Raw genomic sequence first — 18,024 nt, forward strand, 5'->3', positions numbered from 1 at the left:
TAAGCGCCAATGCGAGTCAGTCGTCCCAGTACGGCGGCTCGCCAAACATCTCGGCGTAGAAATCCACGAACGCGCGTACCTTCGACGAGACGATTTTCTTCGGCGGGTAGACCGCCCAGACCGCTGGTTCGGCTCGCCCCGTGCGCGCCTCCCATTCAGGCAGCACGTGCTGAAGGTGCCCTTCGCGCAAGGCCGTAGACGCGAGCCACGTCGGCAGGAGCGCTAGGCCGCAGCCGGCCACAGCGAGTTCCAATACGGCTTCGGAGTCGTCTGCGCGCAAGCGCCCTTGCAATTCCACCAGCACCTGTTCCGGCGACGCCTGTGCATCCGCGACGCGCGTGAAAGACCATTTGTCGTCCGGCAGCAGGGACAAGCGAAGCGTATCGTGCGCGGCCAGATCTTCAGGGACACGAGGCATTCCGCTGCGCTTGAAATACGCCGGGCTGCCGCAGACTATGCGACGATGCGGCGCAATGCGTTTGGCCATTAACGAAGAGTCGGGCAGCACGCCGATACGGATTGCCACGTCAATGCCGGCTTCGATCATGTTGAGCGTTTCATCCGTCGACACGATATCGAGGCCGATGTCGGGGTAGCGCGTCATGAACGCCGGCAGATGCGGCACGATATGCCGGCGTCCGAACGCCGACGGCATCGTGACGCGCAGCACGCCTTGCGGTGTGAGATTCAGCGATGACGTGACCTGGCGCGCGTCATCGAGCGCCTGCAGGGCAATTATGGCGTGTTCGCGAAACAGTCTGCCGCCCTCTGTCAGGACGAGCCCTCGCGTCGACCGGTTGAACAGGGCAATGCCCAGATCCTTTTCGAGCTCGCTTACGTAGCGCGAGATGGTCGAGGTCTTGACTGCCATTTCATGGGCCGTCTTGCTGAAGCTCTGCAGTTCTGCAGCGTTAATGAAGGCCCGTACCGCGGCAAAATAATCCATGGCTATATTTCCAGCGTGAAACAACGGACTAGTTGTGGCAAGTGCAAAGTTCGTGCTCAAAAAATGCCAGGCGAATAACTGTCAACGATCGACGTGCCTGTATCGCAGTGAGTGTCGAAGGATAACCCCTTGATCTTCACTCTTGCAGCAAGAAACGGGGGGCTGCTGAAGCGAATATGACATCACTGTAATGTGAGCGTCAGCGTGCATCCATCTTCGCCGTACAGAATAAGGAACACTCACTCCCGCTTCCACGAGGTGGTGAGATCGGAGGCTTCAGTCATAGTGGCGTGAAGCTGACCAAACTTAAGTTCGGGAGATATTTCATCATGAAGACCCTTATCTATGCAGCGTTGATTGCCGGCGTATTCGCCGCTCCAGTTGCCTCTTTCGCGCAGGAGGCTGCGGCTCCGCTGACGCGGGCGGAAGTACGCGCGGATCTGATTCGACTAGAACAGGCCGGGTACCGGCCGGCCGCCAAAGATGTGCACTACCCAGACGATATCCAGGCAGCAGAGGCGCGTGTCCAAGCGCAGAATGTTGCGGCGCAGGGGAGCACGGATGTAGGCGGAACGTCGGATGGCTCATCGCAGGCGGGCGCGCCGACGGCAACCGTAAATACTCATTCGATCTATTTCGGTCACTGAAACTCGCGGGCCTCACAAGCCATCGTTGGTTACTTCTTTCGGCGTATTGAGTGGACGGTCGTCTGAAAACACGAACATCGACGAGATGAGCGAACGCGACGGAATGTTTCAGATCCATTACAGGTATGGCGTTCACTGAATACAGACCATAAATAAGTTTTACTTTCCGATTTTCCGCCGCGCCGCCATTGTGTGAGCCATACAGCCGCATCGATGGGGAATAGGGCTATCTGTACAGATAGCCATTTCTTAAGATTCCTTAAGAAATGGCTCGTCGATCGAGAGCGGCGGGAAATTCAAATACTCAGGCCAATCCGTGGACCAGCGGTCAAGCCCATAAATGGAAAGGAGACGAATCGATGGAAAAGCGCCGGATGGCCTGGATATTACTCGCTGCGGCCGCATTGGCCGGCTGTGGAGGTGGAGACAACATCAGCACACCGACATCGCCAAAGCTACTGACGAACATCGCCGTGCCCAATGCTTCGAGCCCGCCATTCAGTTTCGACATCGGCTACGTCGAGGCCGGCAAGTACTTTCTCACCGACCGCAACAACAAAGCAGTCGATATCGTAGACACCAAATCGAACACGTTGATCGCCCAGATTCCGGGTCCATTCATCGGTGCCGGCGCCACGACAAACGAGTCCGGTCCCGACGGTATTGTAGGTATCACCGGCACGAACACGATCTATGCCGGCGACGTCGACTCGGTCAAGGTGATCGATACGGCTGCGCAAAAGACGGTCAACACCATCACCATCAGTAATTCCGGACAGCGCGTCGATGAGGGTTGCTACGATCCTGACGATCATCTCGTGATGTACGCGAGCCCTGGAGACTCGCCGCCGTTCGTCACGTTCATTTCCACGCTGACACAAACGGTGCTGGTAAAGCTTCCTTTCAACGGTTCGTCGGGGCTGGAAGCATGCACATATGATCCAGCCTCGAAAAGCTTTTTGATCAACAACGACGGGACCGCTGCCAATCCCGATGGCGAACTCGATGTCATCACTGCCAGCTCCGCGGCGGCGGGAAGTCCTGCTGTCAGCAAGTCGTTTCCATTAGGGAAATGCGGACCGACGGGCATCGTGCTCGGTCCGAATAACGACGTGCTCATTGGATGCGATCCACCCGCCGGCAATCCCCTCATCACGCTGATCCTCGATCGTACAAGTGGCGCAATTCAAGCCAGCCTGCCATTTGGCGGGGTGGACCAGGTCAATTACGATCCGGCCTCCAATCGCTATTTCCTGCCGGCCCGGCACTATGTCACCAGCGGTACTGCTGCCGCCTCAGGGTTTAGCCCGCAGATGGGGGTAATCGATGGCGCGTCACGGCAGTTGCTATTTAAGATTCCCGTGGGCACAGGCGCGCATTCGGTCGCCATCGACAGTTCGCTTGGGCAAGTGTATGTGCCGTTCCAGGCCGGCGCGGCAGGATTCCCCAACGGCGGCATCTCAGTGTTCTCGACCCGCTAGACTGTCACCAACGCCCAGGCAGGCTCAGCTCGCACGATAGGGGCGTTGTTCATGCGAGCGGCGCCTCCTGGTCGCCGACAGAACGCTGTGAGCTATGACGGCTGCTGTAGCGGCCGAAGTAGGGCAGCGCAAACAGGTACAGCCCCGAGAACAGCAGAAGGGCCAGCGGCAGCAGCGGCGCGTAGGTGATCCAGGGCGGCGGGACACCGCTTCCCTGGGCCATGGCGGCAAAGTTGGCGATAACCGTCAGCGTGAAGGCGATGGATACCCACCGGTGAGACCGACGAATCCAGCTGCTGGTACTCATGTCGTGCTCCTCGGGGCCTGGATCATCTTCCAGCCGTTGCCGGCGGGGTCGCGGAAACCGGCATCGACGCTGCCGAAGCGGTCTACCGGCTCCTGGGTGAATTCCACGCCGCGGGCTTTCAACTTGGCGTAGCTGGCGCGGCAGTCGGTCACAGAGAGAACCAGAGGCGGCATGGCCCCCTTGGCGACCATGGCGCGCAAGGTTTGCGCAGTGGCGTCGTCGTGGATGGGCGGGCCGGGTGTGAACAGGCCGAGCTGGAACGAGGGCTGATCCGGATGCTGGACCGTGAGCCAGCGGTAGGGACCGTTGCGCACGTCCGTGTGGACGCGGAATCCGAGCTTGTCGACATAGAACGTGAGCGCTTCGTCCTGGTTATCGACGTACAAGCCCACAACATTTACACCTTGGTTCATGGCACCTCCCTGGTTGATGGTCAGAATGTATCTTTGGCCACGCGGCGGCGCTTCTCCAAAACTGCGATGTTGAGGTCGGGTCGCTGCGCGGCCTTGAGGACGCAGGCGGGCACACGGTCGAGTTGAGGCATGTTGGCCTGAGCCTCGAGGCGCAGGGCGCTGGGGCTTTGGCCGGTGATGTCGCGGAAGATGCGGCCGAAGGTGCCCAGGCTCTCCCAGCCGGTGGCGAAGGCAATTTCCGTGATGCTGAGCTCGGTGTCGCGCAGGAGGGTGGTGGCCTGTTCGATGCGCCGTGTCAGCAGGTAGCGGTGCGGTGGGAGGCCGAAGGCCCGCTTGAAGGACCGTGCGAAATGGGCTTCAGAGACGCCGCTGACCTCGGCGAGTCGTTTGACGGGCCAGGCTTCGTGGGAGGCGGCGTCCATGCGGTCTTTGGCGCGTAGCAGTCGGCGCAGCAGGGCCGGGTCTTGCAACGCGTCGGCGCCGACCGGTGTGGGGGACGAGGCAAGCGGCTGGGCGTGATGGTCTTCGCGAAGGGGCATGAGTTCCGGGAGGGCCGACGGGATGCGGGTAGTTTAGGCTCAACGCGGGCACCCGCAAAGCGGCGCACTGGCGCCCGCTGAGGCCGACAACGCGTGTTCTGGCGCATTGAGTCTCAGACCTTGGACAACATCCATTCCCGGAAACGCTTCAACCCCGGTTGTGTTTCGATGCGCCCCGGGAAATAGCAGAGATAGTGTCCATGATCGACGTCGATCGGAGCCGTCAGCGGCTCAACGAGGGTGCCGGCCGCGAGGTTGTCGCGCACGAGAAAGGCTGGGATGAGCGCCAGTCCCAAACCGGCCTGAGCTGCCTGGATCAGCACGGAGTATTGCTCGAAACGCGGGCCTGCAAGCACATGCATATCGCGTACATCGTAGAACTCGGCCCATTGACTCCATACCTGTTCAGCCTGGCTGTGCAACAGCCGGGGCACACGCGCGGCATCCTGCAACCGTCGTAACGCATACCTTTGCTGACATTCAGGCGCGCAGACCAGCAGAAAAGTACGCCCGTCGACGTAATCGCATTGGACGCCCTCCCAACTTCCATCGCCATAGCGGATAGCCGCGTCCAGATCCAGCGGAAACGGATCGCCGTGCGCCAGGTGCCGGCTGAAGCTGATCGTGAGTCCCGGGGTGCTTGACAGGAATTCAGGTAGCCGCGGAATCAGCCATTTGGTCGTGAATGTCGGCACGCTCGCGATCGTCAGCACGTCACTCTGCCCGGCGGCGCTCATGAGTTCGAGCGACGCGTTGCCCAAGTCGCGCAACGGGGTGGCCACGCGCGCGAGGTAAAGGCTGCCCGCCCGGGTGAGCGCAAGATTGCGGCCGTCCCGAATGAAAAGCTGCACACCGAATGAATCTTCCAGGCTGGCGATCTGCCGGCTGACTGCGCTGGGCGTCAGTCCCAGTTCACGCGCAGCTCTGGAGAAGTTCAGATGCTTGGCGGAGCTTGTAAAGGCGAGTAATTCGGTGACGTTCGGGTAAAGGTGTTTCATCGGTCAGGCGTCGAAGTATTCCGGATGCGCACAGCGCAATGCGTGTTTTGTACGTTTTTTTCATGACGACACCATGTCGCATCCGCACACTTGCAAGCAAATCGAAATCTTGCGCCCCGTCCTGTCAGGGCGCGCGGGTTTCCGTCCGTTTCACGAGGAAAGCTTGCATGCAAACGCCTGCCGCACCGGTCATCCAGCCCCATGTTCCCGCTCGTCACAGCAGCGGGGGCTTTGCGTCGATCCAGCGCGTCGCGCTTCATGCCGTGGTGGTGCTCTTCGCGATCTACATGCTGCTGCCGATCGCTCTGCTGCTGATCGGCGCGTTCGGTGAAACGTGGACCAACACATTGCTGCCGACCGGCGTCACTGGACACTGGTTCGCCGACCTCGCCGCCAACACGAGTTTCCGGCGCGCTTTCGGCGTGAGCCTGATGGTCGCATTGGCGTGTTGCTGCGCGGCTGCCGTGATCGGTTTGCCGCTCGCGTATGCGCTGCACTACCGCTCGCTCTCCGGGCGCGGCATGACCGCGCGGCTGGTCGCGTTGCTGCCGGTCGGGGTGCCCGCGCTCACGCTGGGTTTCGGTTACATCGCCATCTTCAGCGGCGACACGCTGCCCTGGCTCGGATCGTTGCCGTTGCTGATCGCCGCCCATACGGTGCTGACCTTGCCGTACCTCACGCAAACACTGCTTAGCGACTTGCGCCACCTCGATATCGCGCGCCTCGAAGCGTGCGCTGCGACGCTCGGCGCCACACCGCTGCGGCAGTTCTTCACGATCGTCTTGCCCAACCTCCGGCAGAGCCTGTTCTCGGGACTCGTCATGGTGGCCGCACTGTCGATCGGGGAGTTTCAGGTGTCCAACCTGATCGCCGGCTTTCGCTACCGGAACTATCCGGTCGTGCTGTTGCAGGCGTTTTACGGCGCGACCGGCATGGCGTGTGCCGCCACCGTGGTGCTGCTTTGCCTCGCGGTGATCGCGACCCTGGTATCGATCAACACTGTTCAACGACTGAAGTAAAACGATGAGCCTCCATTTCGACAACGTGAGCTTTACTTATCCTGGCGCGCAACACGGCATCGAAGCCGTCACGCTGTCGGTCACGCCGGGCGAACTGCTCGCCGTGATGGGCCGCAGCGGTTCCGGCAAGTCGACGATCCTGCGGCTGACCGCGGGTCTGCTGGACGGCTATCGAGGACGGATTGCGATCGACGGGCGCGACGTCGCGGGTGTTCCTGTGTGGCGCCGCGAGGTCGGCATGGTGTTCCAGCAATACGCGCTTTTCCCGCATCTGAACGTGCTGGACAACGTGGCCTACGGGCTGCGGATGCGCGGCATCGATGCCGCGAAACGCCGGGCTCGCGCGCTCGACATGCTCGAACGGGTCGGTCTTGCCGAGCATGCCGGGCGGCGTACGACCTTGCTGTCGGGCGGGCAACAGCAACGCGTCGCGCTGGCTCGCGCGCTGGCGTTCGAACCGAAGGTGCTGCTGCTCGACGAACCGCTTGCGGCGCTCGACGCAGGCATCCGACAGCAACTACGCGACGAGATTCGCACGCTGCAACGCGCATGCGGCGCCACCACCCTGCTGGTCACGCACGATCAGGACGAAGCGTTGAGTCTTGCGGACCGCGTGGCCGTGGTCGACGGCGGGCGTGTCTTGCAGGTGGATACGCCTGAACGTCTCTACGAGCAGCCGGTATCGACCCAGGTCGCGCGCTTCGTTGGTCATTCGAGCGTGATGCCCGGACGCGTGTTAGCGAACGGCACGGTCGACGTTTCCTTTGCGCTGCTGTCTGCCGATACTCGCGATTTTCGCCCCGGCGATCAGGTCGAGGTGCTGCTTCGTCCCGAGCACGTGCAGCCCGATCCGCCGGCGAACGCGGTCAACCGGCTCGCGGGCCGCCGCGCCGAGGTGCGCTACTTCGGGGCGACGTGCCGCTACGACTTCGTTCCGGATTCCACGCAGAAGCCGCTTCTGTGCGAAGGGCGCCGTCTTGCCGAACACGCTATCGCCGTCGACCCCGAACATTTGCGCGTGCTGCCCGCGCCGACCAGTCAATTTTGCTAATTCACCTTCCTTGTCTGACGGAGAACCAGAATGTTTGCAGGGCTTAGTCTTTTGTCGCGAGTCCGCCGTATCGCCGGAGTCGTTTGCGCATTGTCGGTACTGACTGCCGCGTCTGGCGCTCATGCCGCGCCGCTTTACCCCGGAGAGGACGCGTTGTACGCAAAGGCGGCGGATGAAGGGCTCGTCGTGTCGTTCGACACCGGTCCCGAATGGGCCAACTGGAAGGCGCTGTTCGCCGAGTTCAGAAAGCGCTATCCGAAGGTCGAGATTACGTACAACGACATCGGCTCGGCTGCGACGGTGGTGGCGCTGGACAAATCGCGGCGGCGCCCGCAGGCCGACACTGCGTACTACTTTGCCGCGTCCGCACTGGACGCCGTCAACAAGGACGTGGTGGCGCCGTTCAAGCCGCTCAATTTCGACAAACTACCGCCGGTGTTTCGCGAGCGCGATGGCCGCTGGTTCACGGTCCATTCGCTGAACATCGCTCTGCTGGTCAACCGGAAACTGATCAAGGACGTCCCGCAGGGTTGGGCCGACCTGCTCAAGCCCGAGTACCGTAACTCGGTGGTCTATCTGGATCCGCGTTCGACCGGACAGGGACAGGTCGCGGTCTTCGCTGCGGCTTATGCGTTCGGCGGCAGCGTCGACAATCCGAAGCCGGGTGCCGATTTTTTCGGCAAGTTGCGTGAAGCGGGCAACGTGATGCGCGTTGAAGGCACCACCCCGTACGCGAAGTTCGTCAAGGGCGAGATTCCGATCCTGATCGGCTACGAAAACGACGGTCTCAAAGCGAAGTATGCCGACGGCATGGGCGACGCCGTCGAGGTGGTGATCCCGAAGGAAGCGACGGTGTCCGCACCGTACGCCATCAGCCTCGTGAAGGACGGCCCGAATCCGAACGCGGCGCGTCTGTGGTTGAACCTGGTCATGAGCGACGTCGGCCAGGCGCTGTTCGCGCAAGGCTACGTGCGTCCCGCGGTGCCTGACGTGCAACTCTCCGCGGACATCCGCGCGAAGATGCCCGACGTGCCGCAGATGCATCCGCTCGACGTGGTCAAGGCCGCGGCGAAGAAGGCGGAAGTCGACCAGTTGTGGGCGCAGGCCGCGCTCGCGAAATAAGGGGCGGCAGATGGGGACTTCCTCGATGAACGAAGGGCTCGCGCGGCGCTTCGGCGCGGTTCCGGCGGGCCTCCTCCTTGCCCTGTTCTTTGCGCTGCCGCTCGGCGCATTGCTGGTCTCGGCGGCCGAGGGGAACGGCGCGGCCTTCGTGCGCCTGGCCCATGATCCGCTGGTGGTCAGTGCGCTCGGTCACTCGCTGGCGCTGGCGTTCGCTGCCGGCACTATGTCGCTTGCGGTAGGGCTGCCGCTTGCGATGGTGCTGGCCGGACAGCCGCCGAAGCGGCGCGGCTGGTTGCTCGCGTTGCTCGGCGTGCCGTTGGCGTTTTCCGGCCTGGTGATTGCGTACGGGTTCATTCTCGCCTTCGGCCGCGCCGGCTTCGTGACGAGCATCGTCGCTCGCCTCGGCGCCGACCCGGCCACGGTCGGGGCGCTGATCTATACGACCGCGGGTCTGGTCGCTGCCTATGCGTACTACCTGATCCCACGCGTGGCGCTGATGCTCTATCCGGCGATTGCCAACCTGGACCGCCGTCCGATCGAAGCCGCGCTGACACTGGGCGCGTCGCCGCTGCGAGCGCTCTTCGACGTGGCGTTGCGGGAACTGTGGCCATCGGTCGCCGCGGCCTGGTGTCTCGTCACATCGATTGCACTGGGAACCTACGGTACCGCACTCGCGCTCGCCGGGACGCAGATCAATATCTTGCCGCTACTGATGTACCTGAAACTTTCAGACGGACAGACGGATTTTCCGCAGGCAGCCGCGCTTTCGTTGGTGTTGATGGCGGTCTGTACGTGCGTTCTGGCACTAGGAGAATGCCTTGCACGGCAACGACGACACTGAATGGTCCAACGCAGCGTATCTGGCGCTGCAGAGATTGGCAGTTCACCAGACGGGGCCAATGCGGCATGCGATGCCGGTCGGATTGATCGGTCCTAGGGAGGCCACACCGGAACAACTGCAGGCGGCGAGAAACCTGAGCTACGCGTTAGCGGGCACCGGCATGACGATTCTCTGCGGCGGCAAAGGCGGGGTGATGGAAGCGGCCGCGTTCGGCGCAAAACGCGCGGGCGGCATCGTGATCGGCCTGCTGCCCGAGGACGATGCGAACGAGGCTAACCCGTTTCTTACGGTGGCGCTGCCAACCGGATTGGGCATCACAAGAAATGCGTTGATTGCGCGCGCTTCGCTCTGTCTCATCGCGATTGGAGGCGGGCTGGGCACGTTGTCGGAGATGGCGCTTGGCCTGCAGTGGAACAAGCCCGTCTTCACCCTGCTAGGCGCACCTTTGGTACGGGGGGCCGAGGTGTTCGACGATGTTGATACGCTCGTCGCCAGTGTGGCGAACTGGCTTGTAACCGCGAGACAGACGCAAACAGCCAAAGAGTGAAACGGAATGCGGGCGCGAGTCACCGACTCGCGTCCGAAGCTCTGACGTAACAGGTATTCAAATCAGTTTGATCATTTCTCTCTAATAAATAGGCATCCTTATCATGATGAAAAAAACCACCGTGACATTGCTCGCGATGAGCAGCCTGTCGCTCACCGCACACGCGCAGAGCAGCGTGACCCTGTACGGGATTGTCGACGCAGGTCTTGGCTATACGAGCGGCCAACGCGTCTTGCAGACCAAGGGGGCGGCAGGCAAGCCGGCCGTCTACAGTAACGGATCGAGCTATGGGTTTGCGAGCGGCACCTGGTCAGGCGATCGCTGGGGGCTGAAGGGCAACGAAGACCTGGGTGACGGCCTGTCGGCGGTGTTCCAGTTGGAGAACGGCTTTAACATCGGTACGGGGCAGCTCGGTCAGGGCGGCCGCGAGTTCGGTCGTCAGGCATGGATGGGATTGTCGAGCACGAAACTCGGCAAGCTCACGCTGGGTCGCCAGTACGATCCGATCGTCGACTTCGTCGGCAGCATCAGCGCGGGGACCTTTCTGACGGGCATGGGAGCGCACCCCGGCGATCTGGATAACATCGACAATCAGGCGCGCGAGAGCAACTCGATCAAGTACACGAGCCCGGTATTTTCGGGGCTTCAGTTCGGCGCACTGTACGGTTTCGGCGGTCAGGCGGGCAGCGTCAAGAATCAGAGCACGTGGAGTTTGGGCGGCCAATATACCCGCGGTCCGTTCGCCATCGGCGCGGCCTACATGCAGGCGACCAACGCTTACGGGGCCAATGGCGGCGCTTGGACCAGCGCGTATGACGGCACATTCGCTTCGTCGATCAACGAAGGCTTTGCGTCGGCAAAGAACCAGCAGATCATTGCCGCTGCAAGCACGTATCAGATCGACTCGGTGACGCTCGGTGTGTCGTACAGCAATACGCAATACCAGGCCGGCAGCTTCTCGTTGTTCTCCGGCAAAGAGACGTTCAACTCGGCGGGCGCGACGGTGTCCTGGCAGGCGACGTCGGCGCTGCGCGTCGCCGCAGGTTACGACTACACGCAGGGCAGTTCTATCAAAGGCGAGTCGGCGCCGAAGTACAACCAGTTCAACCTTGCCTCGTATTATTTCCTGTCCAAGCGCACGGCACTTTACGGACTGGTCGGTTACCAGAAGGCGAGCGGCAAGACGCTCGACGCATTCGGCAATACGGTCAACGCGACGGCCTCGGTCGGCGACGTGGGGAACGGAATTTCGTCGGCGAACAATGTGCAAACACTCGTTCGAGTGGGTATCCGGCAGACGTTCTAGGGCGCGGGCGGCGCACGTCGCCGCCTCACCGATATCCGTCACGTGAACCGGATAGCCGACACGCGCAAAAGGCTGGGTCGCGGCGCTGCCGCGACTCGCTGTGCCGGCCGTGACCGTACCCCAGGATTAGCACTCCCTTTAATTTCCCCGCCTCTCCGCTATAAATCATAGTAGGGGAGGGCTGCGTATTGTCGTACCGGCACGGTCGATGCATTCATGTATCGACCGGCCTGTGATCGCGCGCCTGTCCCTGGCATCACACCGCCATGGAGGTGCACTGTGTTTGCCCCGACTCTTGCGCGCACGTTGCTCCAAGCTGCCCTGATAGCGGCGTTTCTCTCCGGCTATCTGTGCCTGCCTCCGGCGGCGAATGCCGCGGCCGTCGCTCCGCCGCCTGTGAAGGAGAAGCGGGTTTCGCCGGCCAGCGCTTCGGCACCGGTCGACTTCCCTACCATCGTGGAGCGATACGGGCCCGCCGTCGTGAATATCAGCGCGACCGCGTCTGAGCAGTCATCGTCGATACCCGCTCCCGCAGCGGTCGATGCTGACGATCCCATTCTTGCTTTCGTCAAGCATGTGACGCCGAAATCGCAGGCGTCTCAGGACGGTTCAGCACGCGCCATCACGGGTATGGGCTCCGGCTTTATCGTCAGCCCCGACGGCCTCATTCTGACCACCGCCCACGTGGTGGATCAAGCCGACGAAGTGACGGTCAGACTTACCGATCGACGCGAGTTCAAGGCAAAGGTCCTGGCGGTCGATGCGCAGAGCGATGTCGCATTGATTCAGATCGATGCCACGAAGCTTCCGACCGTCAAACTTGGCGACTCGTCGCGGGTGCGCGTCGGCGAATCGGTCCTGGCGATCGGCTCGCCCGACAGCTTCGCGAATACTGTTACCGCCGGCATTGTCAGTGCCACGTCCCGCACGCTCCTGGACGGGAGCAGTTTTCCTTTCTTTCAAACCGATATCGCTGCCAATCCGGACAATTCGGGCGGCCCACTGTTTAACCGTGCCGGCGAGGTGGTCGGCATCGATGTGCAGATTTACGCGGACTCGGACAGGTCCCCCAGCCTGGCCTTTGCCATTCCGATCAACATGGCGGCCAAGGTGCGATCGCAGGTGCAAGCCGCGAAAGCGACCTCTCCTGGCGGTCTTGGCGTGGAGGTGCAGGACGTCGGCCCTGGACTCGCCGTGGCCTTTGGCCTGCCGCGACCGGCAGGTGCGCTGGTCAATTCCGTCGCGCCCGGCACAACGGCCGCCGCGAGCGGCCTCAAGCCAGGCGACGTGATCGTCCGGATCGGCGACAAGCCGATTGATCGCTCGACCGAACTCGGCGAGGATGCGGCCGCTTTACCGCCTGGGACGAAAACCACACTGAAGCTGATCCGCAATCGAAGGCCGATGACCATCACGGTTATGGTCGGCGCGTCCGCGGAAAGCCCCAAAGCTCGACCAAGCGAAGGCGGCTCAGGCTCAGGGGATCGCCTGGGCTTGAGCATGCATCCGCTGAATGAGGACGAGCGGCGCGCGAACGACCTGGCCGTTGGTCTGATGGTGGACGGCGTTGATGGGCCGGCGGCAAGCGCCGGCATCCAGCCTGGCGATATCGTCCTGTCGCTCAATGACACGCTGGTCGAAACGCAGGCGGACGTGGCCGCGCTGGAAGCAAAAGCAGGGAAACAGGTCGCCGTGCTGATCCAGCGCAATCACGCCCGCAGTTTCGTTTCGGTCGCGGTTAGATGATCAGCAGGCTTGCGCCAGCACGCATCTCGACCAGGGTTAACCCATTCGAAACGAGGCGGCAAAGCACATACAGTTCTGACATACCAGCAGGCTTCAGACGCGGGTAGATCTCCGCCCGGCGTGTCCGGCGGTGTTTCCTTGGTTCCACGAGATCAAAGGAGATGACAGATGGAAATCCGCGATCCTTCCCCCGGCCTCTACAACGAAGATCTCGCACCCGCCAGGCAGCGCAACTGGGGTGCGTTCAGCATCTTCAACGTCTGGACCTCGGACGTGCACAGCCTCTGGGGTTACTACCTCGCCGCCAGCCTGTTCCTGCTGTGCGGCAGCTTTATCAACTTCGTGCTGGCGATCGGGCTCGGCTCGCTGGTGATTTTCGCGCTCATGAACCTGATCGGCTACGCCGGCGAGAAGACCGGCGTGCCTTATCCGGTGCTGGCGCGCGCCTCCTTTGGCGTGTGGGGCGCTAACCTGGCAGCAATGGTGCGCGCGGTGGTGGCCTGCTTCTGGTACGGCGCTCAGACGGCGGCCGCATCGGGCGCGATGGTCGCGCTGCTGATTCGCAGCGACAGCCTGATGGCGTTCCACAAGGGCACGCAGGTACTGGGCCACTCAGGGCTGGAGGTGATCTGCTACGTGATCATCTGGGCGCTGCAGTTGCTCATCATCCAGAAGGGCATGGAAACGGTGCGCAAGTTCCAGGACTGGGCCGGTCCGGCGGTGTGGGTCGCGATGCTGATTCTGGCGATCGGCCTGTGTGTGAAGGCCGGCGGCTTCTCGTTCACCCATGGCATTCCGATGGACGTACTGCTCCAGAAGACCGGCGACGCCGGCGTCAGCGGCGAGCCCGGCTCGTTCTGGGCGCTGATGGCCGTGGGCGCGACCTGGATCACCTACTTCGCAGCGCTCTACCTGAACTTTTGCGACTTCTCGCGCTACGCGAAAAATCGCGACGCAGTGAAAAAAGGAAATTTGTGGGGCCTGCCGGTCAACCTGATCGCGTTCTCGCTGGTCGCCGGCGTGACCACCATCGCCGCCTTCAAGGTGTACGGCGAGGTGCTGCTTCACCCCGAACAGATTTCGGCCAAGTTCGACAGTTGGGTGCTGGCGCTTATCGCGGCACTGACCTTCGCGGTCGCCACGCTGGGGATTAACGTGGTGGCCAATTTCGTCTCGGCGGCGTTCGACATCTCCAACACGTTCCCCAAACGGATCAGCTTCAAAAGGGGGGGCTACATCGCCGCGGCCATCGCGCTGGTGCTCTATCCTTTCGCGCCGTGGGAAGGCAACGCCGCGCATTTCGTCAATGCCATCGGCGCCACGATGGGCCCGCTGCTGGGGATCATTCTGGTGGACTACTACCTGGTGGCCAAAGGCAATATCAATGTTGCAGCGCTCTATCAGGAGCATGGCGAGTATCGCTACGAAGGTGGCTGGAACGTCAACGCACTGGTCTCCGCGGCGGTCGGCAGCGTGTTTTCGACCTTCCTGCCAAACTTCACCAATCTGCTGCCGGTCTGGTGGAATACCTATGGATGGTTCTTCGGCGTGGTGATCGGCGGCGGCATGTACCTGATCATGGCCACGCTGCGGCCGCGTGCAGCGATCGCGCCGACCCGTGCCTGAAGGTTTTCCTGGCGCGCCGGTGGGGGCGGCTCCCGGCCTCTGGCGCGCGGAACAGGCACGGCAACAATGCTTATGGTTGGCCGTCGCCGGTCATGCTAGGATTTCTCGCAAACAACTCCGGAGACTGCTATGCCGTTCATCTGCGAAAACGTTGAATGTCGCGCCGTGCTGGCCCGCGGGCAGGTTAGATCCATTCACGAGGACGCGGGGTGGTGCTTCTACTGCCCAGACTGCAAAACGAGGAACGCGTTAAAGGATATCGGTGAGCCGGGCGGTCACGTTGAGTTGGTTCAACCGGAGAGATCCGGTCTCCCGCACAAGGTGATTGCAACGGCTCGACCGTTGGAGGACGGCAAGTACGCGGCGCAATTGCGCGTGCAAAGGGCACTCGGTATGAAAGGGACTTACGCAGTCGAAGAACACTGGGAACAGCTCGGTGTATTCCCAGACCCGAACCAGGCTGTCGCGCATGCGAAGTCTATTGCGGCAGACTTGCTGGACCGAAAGGCCTAGTCCCGAGCGCAACGCTGGATTCAGCCGCGCACACCGTGCGCGGCTCCTGACGGCTGGCCCATGACCGTAGTTCCGCGCGACGCGACAACAGGGTGTTGATCAGCGCCGGTGCCGGCGCAGCGAAGGTCGACATCACTCACGGCGCATCGACGGGAGCGAGCTTGATAAATAGTTTCGCTGCTTCGTTGCCGTGCGACAAAGCGCGCAGTGCAAGGGTGAGCGCTAGCTGCGCATCGTGGGCGACCGCACTACGGTCCTGATCGAAGAGCTTGACGGCGTGGCGCATATGCTGGGCCGCCTGATCGTGAAGCTCGGCCGCCATTGCGTGCTGTTTTGCGGCGTTCGTGTTATCTGCGCCAGAGCCGGTCGATGCCGGTGCGACCGGCGGCGTGTTCGCGCTGTGTGCGCCGGCGTCGTGTGCCTGATCGATCGCGTGCAAGGTATGGCCATGGGCCATCATCGCCTGATGTGCGGCGTGGGCATAGTCTTTACCCGCCTCGAAATGCCGCGACGCCCCGCGGTGAAATCGCGCTGCCTGCTCGTGATGTGACGCGGCGGCTTCAAGATGATCTTTTTTGTTGTGCTTCGTGCTCATACCGGCTCCTGTAAGTCCATAAGACCAACGCCGATGACGACCGATTCGAAGACCAGTGGCGGGTCGAAAACCACTGGATTCGAATTTACACGCACTTGCACTCCCGGTGACGTTTTCGTCGCACGGAATAGTTCGACAACTGACTGCGTTCAGCCAGACGACCCTGTGACTATGCGCGCCGCTGACGCCAGGTAAAGAGGTGATGGATTGCGACGGTTCTCGCAAAGACACGTGTACGCCAGCTTGATCACATGATCGTCGTTTGACGCCACGGCCATCCGGCACACGTCGTCCCAGCCAGTGACAGCGTCAGGCGAATCTGTTTCAACGTTCGCGGGCCTGCGAACCGTTGCATACGCCGCGCACAGTGCAATCCACAAGCCGGGCAGCAATTGTTCCGCCAACGCGTCGGGCAATTGTGCCAGGAGGATTCGCGCCGCGTGTGTCGCAGTAACCGTGTGAAGCACCGTGAAGTCTGGCGAGCGCCAGTAGGCGCTAATCGTCGCCCGCGCCAGGTCGTCGAGTAAGGACACAGTAACCGGAGGCGCAAGCACAGCCTGCCTGAACCGCACATCGCATGCAACGGCGCGCAAGCGTGACGTGATCGAGTCGCCCTGTACAACACTGTCGTCTATTGCACGTACGACGCTGTCAAACCTGGCATCGACGTTTTCTGCGGTGCGGGACCCGTCGAAACAGGCGTCAATCGGCAGATGCGACGAGATTAACGCGGCCAGGCCGGAGGCGATTTCGCCGGGATGCGTAGCCTCGATGCCGTATGCCAAGCGGATAAGCGCGTGAAAGGCCTGCGTTGCCGGTGCGAACGGCACCTCTTCCAGCACTGCCGCGATGACCGGGACGGAGCCGGCTTCGACGATCCAGTCTAGAAAACACAGGCGCAAGGCGCCGAATGCGGCGGCATTGCCGAGTTGCCGCGACCATTCGTGACGGCTGACGATTGTGTCGACAGGCGCCGCGCTTAATGCATATTCGCGCTCCCACATATCGAAGAACTCCTGCAGTCGAGCAGGCGACGCCCCCATCCCGGCCAACGCGACAAGCGCCATCGGACAATGGTTGGTTGTACCTCTGGCCATCAGGTCGAAGCGAGCGTTTGCATCCAGAAGCTCGTTCAATTTGAGCTTAACGGGGTCATTGCGCATATTGCCGTCTCTCGATCAAAGGAACGAATCCATTGTGAAAGTTCAAGTAAACTTGAAGTCAAGAGAGAAAACGTGGAAACGTCATGAACGAGACGACGATTACAATTGGTGAACTTGCCAGACGCTCGGGCGTAGCCGCGAGTGCGATCCGCTTCTATGAGGAACAGGGGCTGATCAGCAGTACCCGAACAGAAGGTGGTCATCGGCAGTATCGAAGGGAGGTCCTCCGTCGCGTAGGGTTCATCCGCGCCGCACAGGCTGTCGGATTGAACCTTTCGGAGATTCGTTCTGCCCTTGAGACGTTGCCCGGGCAACGCACGCCGACCAGGCAGGATTGGCAGCGTCTCTCTCGCGCCTGGCAGCCTCTGCTTCAGGAACGCATCGACGGTCTTATTGCATTGCGCGATCAGCTTGCATCCTGCGTAGGTTGCGGGTGCCTTTCGCTGAAGTCCTGTTCTCTCTACAATCCCGACGATGTTGCCCGACGGCGGGGAAGCGGTCCGCGATATCTGTTGGGCGACACCTCGCGCGCTGTGTTGGCGGACGATGTCGCGGATAAGCAGAAGACGTGATGCGGCGGCAGTGATAACTCGCTAGTGAAGCGCTCACGCCGGCCTCCGTCGTCACGGCTCGATGCGTCAGCCGCCAAGACCTTCGCGCAATCACTCCAGATTTTCTGGGTCCATACTGTCCTCCAGATTTTTTCGCAGTCTCATCATGACGCGGCTTGCTGCATCAATGTCCTCGACAGATAACCCGTCAGAGAGGCGGTTGACCCAAGCGACCTGAAGGCCCATGGCAGCGTCAAATGCTTGCCTCCCCTTGTCCGTCAAAACGACAAGTTGCGCGCGGCGATGGTGGGGGTTGACCTCGAATCTAACTAACCCTTCCTCTTCCAGGTCATTGACTATTCGCTGCACGTTCTGGCGATTGGCACCCAGGTCCCGAGCGATCCACGCGACTGGCTGAGGCTGCTGCGCCGCGGTGATTGCGCCAAGGATCTGCCAGCGGGCGCTCGTGAGCCCGAGCTCCGCAACCAGGCGATCGCCCGCGGTCAGAAGTCGGCTATTCAGCCTGAAAAAATCGAGTATGAAGCTCGTCAGGGTCTCGCCGGCTGGCGTTCTCTTCGTCTTACGCATCTGTCACCATTGAAGTAAGTTGACA

The 18,024-nt window shown here is 61.7% G+C and carries 20 protein-coding genes; 12 read left to right on the forward strand and 8 right to left on the reverse strand.

The window, feature by feature from the left end:
- Positions 1 to 16: 16 nt before the first annotated feature.
- The gene (locus tag M0D67_RS06715; protein ID WP_266238076.1) at positions 17 to 946 is read right to left on the reverse strand and encodes a LysR family transcriptional regulator; all 930 of its coding nucleotides are present in this window, start codon (positions 944 to 946) and stop codon (positions 17 to 19) included.
- Positions 947 to 1,275: 329 nt separating this feature from the next.
- On the opposite strand from M0D67_RS06715, the gene M0D67_RS06720 reads away from it, so the two are divergent.
- Together M0D67_RS06720 and M0D67_RS06725 are read left to right on the forward strand one after the other, a co-directional pair.
- Positions 1,276 to 1,593 carry a DUF4148 domain-containing protein gene (locus tag M0D67_RS06720; protein WP_266238079.1) on the forward strand — a complete coding sequence of 106 codons (318 nt, stop codon included), beginning with the start codon at positions 1,276 to 1,278 and terminating at the stop codon, positions 1,591 to 1,593.
- Positions 1,594 to 1,952: 359 nt separating this feature from the next.
- Positions 1,953 to 3,074, forward strand: a complete 1,122-nt coding sequence (locus M0D67_RS06725; protein WP_266238081.1) for a hypothetical protein — start codon at positions 1,953 to 1,955, stop codon at positions 3,072 to 3,074.
- Positions 3,075 to 3,123: 49 nt separating this feature from the next.
- On the opposite strand, the gene M0D67_RS06730 is transcribed toward M0D67_RS06725, so the two are convergent.
- From M0D67_RS06730 to M0D67_RS06745, 4 genes are all read right to left on the reverse strand, one after another.
- Positions 3,124 to 3,381, reverse strand: coding sequence for a hypothetical protein (locus tag M0D67_RS06730; protein WP_266238083.1), 258 nt, complete (start codon positions 3,379 to 3,381; stop codon positions 3,124 to 3,126).
- On the reverse strand, positions 3,378 to 3,794 hold the full coding sequence (locus tag M0D67_RS06735) for a VOC family protein (protein WP_266238085.1): 417 nt from the start codon (positions 3,792 to 3,794) through the stop codon (positions 3,378 to 3,380). Before M0D67_RS06735 ends, M0D67_RS06730 begins: the two co-directional genes overlap by 4 nt.
- Before the next feature lie 20 nt (positions 3,795 to 3,814).
- Positions 3,815 to 4,333 carry a helix-turn-helix transcriptional regulator gene (locus tag M0D67_RS06740; protein WP_154557862.1) on the reverse strand — a complete coding sequence of 173 codons (519 nt, stop codon included), beginning with the start codon at positions 4,331 to 4,333 and terminating at the stop codon, positions 3,815 to 3,817.
- Positions 4,334 to 4,446: 113 nt separating this feature from the next.
- Positions 4,447 to 5,331 carry a LysR substrate-binding domain-containing protein gene (locus M0D67_RS06745; RefSeq protein WP_266238090.1) on the reverse strand — a complete coding sequence of 295 codons (885 nt, stop codon included), beginning with the start codon at positions 5,329 to 5,331 and terminating at the stop codon, positions 4,447 to 4,449.
- A gap of 287 nt (positions 5,332 to 5,618) precedes the next feature.
- Between M0D67_RS06745 and M0D67_RS06750 the strand changes: the two genes are divergently transcribed.
- The 9 genes from M0D67_RS06750 (at position 5,619) to M0D67_RS06790 (ending at position 15,102) form a co-directional block, all read left to right on the forward strand.
- On the forward strand, positions 5,619 to 6,350 hold the full coding sequence (locus M0D67_RS06750) for an ABC transporter permease (RefSeq protein WP_257021158.1): 732 nt from the start codon (positions 5,619 to 5,621) through the stop codon (positions 6,348 to 6,350).
- 4 nt (positions 6,351 to 6,354) lie between these two features.
- A complete protein-coding gene (locus tag M0D67_RS06755; RefSeq protein ID WP_266238093.1) occupies positions 6,355 to 7,401 on the forward strand; it encodes an ABC transporter ATP-binding protein in 1,047 nt (348 codons plus the stop codon).
- Between the two features lie 30 nt (positions 7,402 to 7,431).
- Positions 7,432 to 8,523 carry an extracellular solute-binding protein gene (locus M0D67_RS06760; protein ID WP_266238096.1) on the forward strand — a complete coding sequence of 364 codons (1,092 nt, stop codon included), beginning with the start codon at positions 7,432 to 7,434 and terminating at the stop codon, positions 8,521 to 8,523.
- A 10-nt stretch (positions 8,524 to 8,533) separates the two neighbouring features.
- Complete coding sequence (locus tag M0D67_RS06765; RefSeq protein ID WP_266238099.1) at positions 8,534 to 9,364, forward strand: ABC transporter permease; 831 nt, start codon at positions 8,534 to 8,536, stop codon at positions 9,362 to 9,364.
- A gap of 58 nt (positions 9,365 to 9,422) precedes the next feature.
- Entirely contained in the window at positions 9,423 to 9,911 is a 489-nt protein-coding gene (locus tag M0D67_RS06770) for a TIGR00725 family protein (protein WP_266238284.1), read from the forward strand.
- Between the two features lie 106 nt (positions 9,912 to 10,017).
- Positions 10,018 to 11,217 (forward strand): porin, encoded by a 1,200-nt coding sequence (locus M0D67_RS06775; protein WP_266238286.1) that lies wholly within the window; start codon positions 10,018 to 10,020, stop codon positions 11,215 to 11,217.
- Between the two features lie 279 nt (positions 11,218 to 11,496).
- Positions 11,497 to 12,963, forward strand: a complete 1,467-nt coding sequence (locus tag M0D67_RS06780) for a trypsin-like peptidase domain-containing protein (protein ID WP_266238288.1) — start codon at positions 11,497 to 11,499, stop codon at positions 12,961 to 12,963.
- Between the two features lie 168 nt (positions 12,964 to 13,131).
- On the forward strand, positions 13,132 to 14,589 hold the full coding sequence (locus tag M0D67_RS06785; RefSeq protein ID WP_266238101.1) for an NCS1 family nucleobase:cation symporter-1: 1,458 nt from the start codon (positions 13,132 to 13,134) through the stop codon (positions 14,587 to 14,589).
- A gap of 129 nt (positions 14,590 to 14,718) precedes the next feature.
- Positions 14,719 to 15,102, forward strand: coding sequence for a hypothetical protein (locus M0D67_RS06790; protein ID WP_154557856.1), 384 nt, complete (start codon positions 14,719 to 14,721; stop codon positions 15,100 to 15,102).
- 136 nt (positions 15,103 to 15,238) lie between these two features.
- Here M0D67_RS06790 and M0D67_RS06795 read toward each other — a convergent pair whose 3' ends face one another.
- Both M0D67_RS06795 and M0D67_RS06800 read right to left on the reverse strand, forming a co-directional pair.
- A complete protein-coding gene (locus M0D67_RS06795) occupies positions 15,239 to 15,697 on the reverse strand; it encodes a hypothetical protein (protein ID WP_154557855.1) in 459 nt (152 codons plus the stop codon).
- A gap of 149 nt (positions 15,698 to 15,846) precedes the next feature.
- Positions 15,847 to 16,860 carry a questin oxidase family protein gene (locus M0D67_RS06800; RefSeq protein WP_266238105.1) on the reverse strand — a complete coding sequence of 338 codons (1,014 nt, stop codon included), beginning with the start codon at positions 16,858 to 16,860 and terminating at the stop codon, positions 15,847 to 15,849.
- 83 nt (positions 16,861 to 16,943) lie between these two features.
- Here M0D67_RS06800 and soxR point away from each other — a divergent pair, with 83 nt between their 5' ends.
- Positions 16,944 to 17,432 (forward strand): redox-sensitive transcriptional activator SoxR, encoded by a 489-nt coding sequence (soxR, locus tag M0D67_RS06805; RefSeq protein ID WP_154557853.1) that lies wholly within the window; start codon positions 16,944 to 16,946, stop codon positions 17,430 to 17,432.
- A gap of 90 nt (positions 17,433 to 17,522) precedes the next feature.
- On the opposite strand, the gene M0D67_RS06810 is transcribed toward soxR, so the two are convergent.
- Positions 17,523 to 17,999 carry a MarR family winged helix-turn-helix transcriptional regulator gene (locus M0D67_RS06810; protein ID WP_266238108.1) on the reverse strand — a complete coding sequence of 159 codons (477 nt, stop codon included), beginning with the start codon at positions 17,997 to 17,999 and terminating at the stop codon, positions 17,523 to 17,525.
- Between the last annotated feature and the right edge of the window lie 25 nt (positions 18,000 to 18,024).

This window comes from Paraburkholderia sp. SECH4, assembly GCF_030511745.1.
GTDB classification, from domain to species: Bacteria; Pseudomonadota; Gammaproteobacteria; order Burkholderiales; family Burkholderiaceae; genus Paraburkholderia; species Paraburkholderia madseniana.